This is a genomic window from Methyloglobulus sp., assembly GCF_046714055.1.
Classification (GTDB): domain Bacteria; phylum Pseudomonadota; class Gammaproteobacteria; order Methylococcales; family Methylomonadaceae; genus Methyloglobulus.
This window is the reverse complement of record NZ_JBKKBJ010000260.1, coordinates 1-3,223: the sequence shown is the minus strand read 5'-3', so window position 1 is coordinate 3,223 and position 3,223 is coordinate 1. Positions and strand designations below refer to the sequence as shown.

Genomic DNA, 3,223 nt, shown 5'->3' with positions numbered 1-3,223 from the left:
ATTCCCAAGATCGCCAGCACGGCTAGTCTGGCGAAACGGGATGGGAAGAATTCGATGAAAGGGAGCGACGCGTCCATTGCCACACCCCGCAATTTTTTAATGCGTCTCGTTATTGCCCACCCTCCAGAATACGCCCAGTCTGCGCAAGGGCATTACAATTATCCTGGTCACGGCACAAGGTTTCATAAACCGCCTGTTTGCCGCAGCCCCTGACGCCGATGGTGTATTCCGTCCACTCATATCCCCCACCCCCTCTTATTCCCATGCCCAACCCATTAATGTAGGTGACCTTCTGAGAAAGTACCGAACCGGTCGCCTGTGGGCAGTCCAGTTCAAATTGCCCTCTGGTTAGTGCAGTTTTTAGGGCTGTTGGGGCATTCTGCGCGAAAAACTCAGCCTCGGTCGCACAGGCACTCAAAATCAGCGATAACACTAGCCCAGCTACAGAAAGCTGGATCGAGTGTCTTATGCCATGCTGCGTTTGCACTTGCCCGTAAATATGGGTGAATTTTTCTGGATTTGTCATGGGATGTTTCTCCTTAAAGAATAAATAAGCCGATAACTTGTTTCTTATGCACACAATCCGTGTTTCTATCACATTCCTGAATTTCTTGCCACAAAAACGAGTTATGTTTATTTGAGAGCCTTACGCAAGTTTTCAAATGACTTATAACATGAAAGGAATATAGTTTCGCCCTGTTCCAGGCTAGCAAGCTCCTGCTGTTTGATTCCGAGTTAGTGGGTCAGTCCTTGCAGGCCCGGAGGGTTTGCGGCATTAACTGGAATAACTCCAGCCAATCCCAGAATGGGGGCCATCCGGCGGCAAAATACGTTTGTCGCAGTTCAATTATGATCTAAGTAAGAACGTGCAACTGTTTTTAAAAGCCGTCATTCCGGCAGGGATTGGCGGAGAGGATTCCCTATGCTCTTCCGCACTTCCTCCATCCATGGAGGTCGCCGGAATCCAGGCTCCATGGATGGCTAGGAGTGCTTGCCGTCCATGGCACTGGATACCCGCTTCCCGGCGGGTATGACGCACTTTTTGGCTTCAGTTGCTAATCAAGTTCTCTAATTCAGGTTTTTAAATCAGTTATGCATTTTTACTTAACATGGTTTACCTAATCAAGGAATATAGTTTGTGGACTCTTCGGATAACCAGGCTTTCGCTTGGGCAAGTTGATCTTGTGGAAAGAACTCTATTGCGGTTTTGCGCATTTGTTTTCCGGTAAACATGAAGACTTCATCTTTCCATTTTTCGTCACCAACAAATGCAATCTTGGAAATCCAGTTTTCGTCCTCCACTAGAAAAAAAGAATCCTCCCATCCGGGTTCCCTGCTCCAGCCTTGAAAATCCTCCAATACAACCAATGTCCGATACTGGCCGAACCGTTCCAGGCTCAACTTGGCCAGTGCTAGAATCTCCTGAAATTCCAATACGGTTAGTTTGCCGGTGAGCCTGATCCAGTTCTCACTATCAAGCGTTTTAATCAGTTGATATGGCATATTTGGGTCTCCTTTATTTGTTATGGTGTTGCTATAGCCGGGAGATGCCTTTGCCCATGGACACTCTTTAAGGAAATCCTGAACAAGTTGATTCCGTTCGTGGTGAGCCCTTCGATAAACTCAGGAGAGCCTTGTCGAAGGACTTAATCTGGACTTAATCTGGAAAGCACCGTAACCTGCCTGAACAACACGGGCTAAAAAGGTCTCAGTGTAAACGCAGTAGGATCACTTATCATCTCACCCGGTTTCCGGTTGGCGATTTGCACGAACTGCTTCGACCACATATCCATAATGCCCTTGGCTGGGCCATACCAGGTCAGGCGAGTTAGGTCGAGTGGGCCGACATCCTGCATATTGCGATCAGCGAAAGTTGCCACTACCTCGCCAGTTTGCAAATCGCGCAAACGGCCTTCGAACGCGGCTCTACGTTGGTTGACAACACCAGCGGCGGTGCCGCCGCCTATGACTGCCCAGCCAGCCGCATGTAACACAGGTGTTGATGGATCAATCTCGATCAGCGCGATTTCTAAACGCAACGCTGGTTGCTTATGTTGTTCGGGTGACTCGATGACTTGAAAGCGATGATTGGGATCATCCTCGAATTCCTTGACTATCTGGTCATGGAAGTACACCGCAAGCTCGTCAATATCCTTTTTGACATCGCCAAACCAACTAGCTGAACTCATGTCATGAAGCCAATCCATTTTCAGCATGTACTGGGTATTAACGGGAGCGACAACTATTTCTTTATAATTGCTCTTGTCGAAACCGGGTTTGATCCAGGCTCTCTGAAACGGTATGTACGCTATTTTTTTGTCTCGATCAGGTTGCTCAATAAAACCGGCGTTAGGCGCCGGCTCAACTGCCATCGCCTTCACATCATTACTTTCCGACTGAATTGCGGAGCACCCTGACAGCAGTGAACCCATGATAAGCAATAAAAATGCCAATTCAGCGGAATTCGTTTTTATATTTTGACTATCTATTTTCAATTGTTTACTCCAGGTTTAAAAAATCGATTTATTGTTTTCTATTCCGATCATGGTTCGACAAGCTCACCACGAACGACTAAATCTTAAGCTGTCCTGTCTTAAGTTGAAAGCTGTTTGTGGGTTTTTAGAGGTTCCCTTATATCTAGTATATAGTACGTTACTTTGGGAACAGCAACGTTACAACGAAGCGCAGTCCCCATTCGGGGCCACCATTGGGCTTCTCAGGGTAATAGCGCACGCTGAGCGCAAATTGCACAGGTTGCTTATCAAACTTAAGCAATTGAGCAACTACTACATTGAGAGGCACTGTCCATTGGCTGTTCTGCCAGTCGTAAGTGGACTCCGTGTTCACCGAGTAAGTCGTATGGGTTTTCGTGGTGTAGGATAGAAATGGTTGCAGGAACGTCGCATCGACTTCTTGACGGGATTCCGTTCCGGCGAACGACCAAATATGATTGGCCAATGCGCCGTAAGTCCAACCGCCGTCTTGTTTCAACAATATCGCCGTAGGCCCTGCCCCCCACTTTTGTCCACCTAGCGTATTGTCGGTAGCGCTGGGATAAAGAAATGCGGGTCCACCGCCCATAATCCAGCCGCCGATGGGTTGTTTCGGCGAGAAAAAGAAGCTTTGTGTGATGTCGCCCAGGCCACTCGCATCTCTACCGCCCGGCACTCTCGATTCCTCATAGATAATGGGCATAATGGTGCGCGTAATAAGATTCCAGTCA

5 protein-coding genes are annotated in these 3,223 nt (G+C 47.9%); all 5 read right to left on the bottom strand.

The window, feature by feature from the left end:
* Positions 1-109: 109 nt before the first annotated feature.
* Positions 110-526 (bottom strand): hypothetical protein, encoded by a 417-nt coding sequence (locus ACLQ6D_RS15505; RefSeq protein WP_411728217.1) that lies wholly within the window; start codon positions 524-526, stop codon positions 110-112.
* Positions 527-847: 321 nt separating this feature from the next.
* Positions 848-1,039, bottom strand: a complete 192-nt coding sequence (locus tag ACLQ6D_RS15500) for a hypothetical protein (protein WP_411728216.1) — start codon at positions 1,037-1,039, stop codon at positions 848-850.
* A gap of 83 nt (positions 1,040-1,122) precedes the next feature.
* Positions 1,123-1,503, bottom strand: a complete 381-nt coding sequence (locus ACLQ6D_RS15495; RefSeq protein WP_411728215.1) for an STAS/SEC14 domain-containing protein — start codon at positions 1,501-1,503, stop codon at positions 1,123-1,125.
* A gap of 194 nt (positions 1,504-1,697) precedes the next feature.
* Positions 1,698-2,495: a DUF3313 family protein gene (locus ACLQ6D_RS15490; RefSeq protein WP_411728214.1), complete on the bottom strand. Its 798-nt coding sequence runs from the start codon at positions 2,493-2,495 to the stop codon at positions 1,698-1,700.
* Between the two features lie 157 nt (positions 2,496-2,652).
* The coding region (locus tag ACLQ6D_RS15485; RefSeq protein ID WP_411728213.1) for a hypothetical protein at positions 2,653-3,223 on the bottom strand (571 nt) is incomplete at its 5' end.

Bases quoted from the DNA above. Each gene is read 5' to 3' on its own strand.
- ACLQ6D_RS15495 (WP_411728215.1), bottom strand. From the start codon at position 1,503: ATGCCATATCAACTGATTAAAACGCTTGATAGTGAGAACTGGATCAGG.
- ACLQ6D_RS15505 (WP_411728217.1), bottom strand. From the start codon at position 526: ATGACAAATCCAGAAAAATTCACCCATATTTACGGGCAAGTGCAAACG.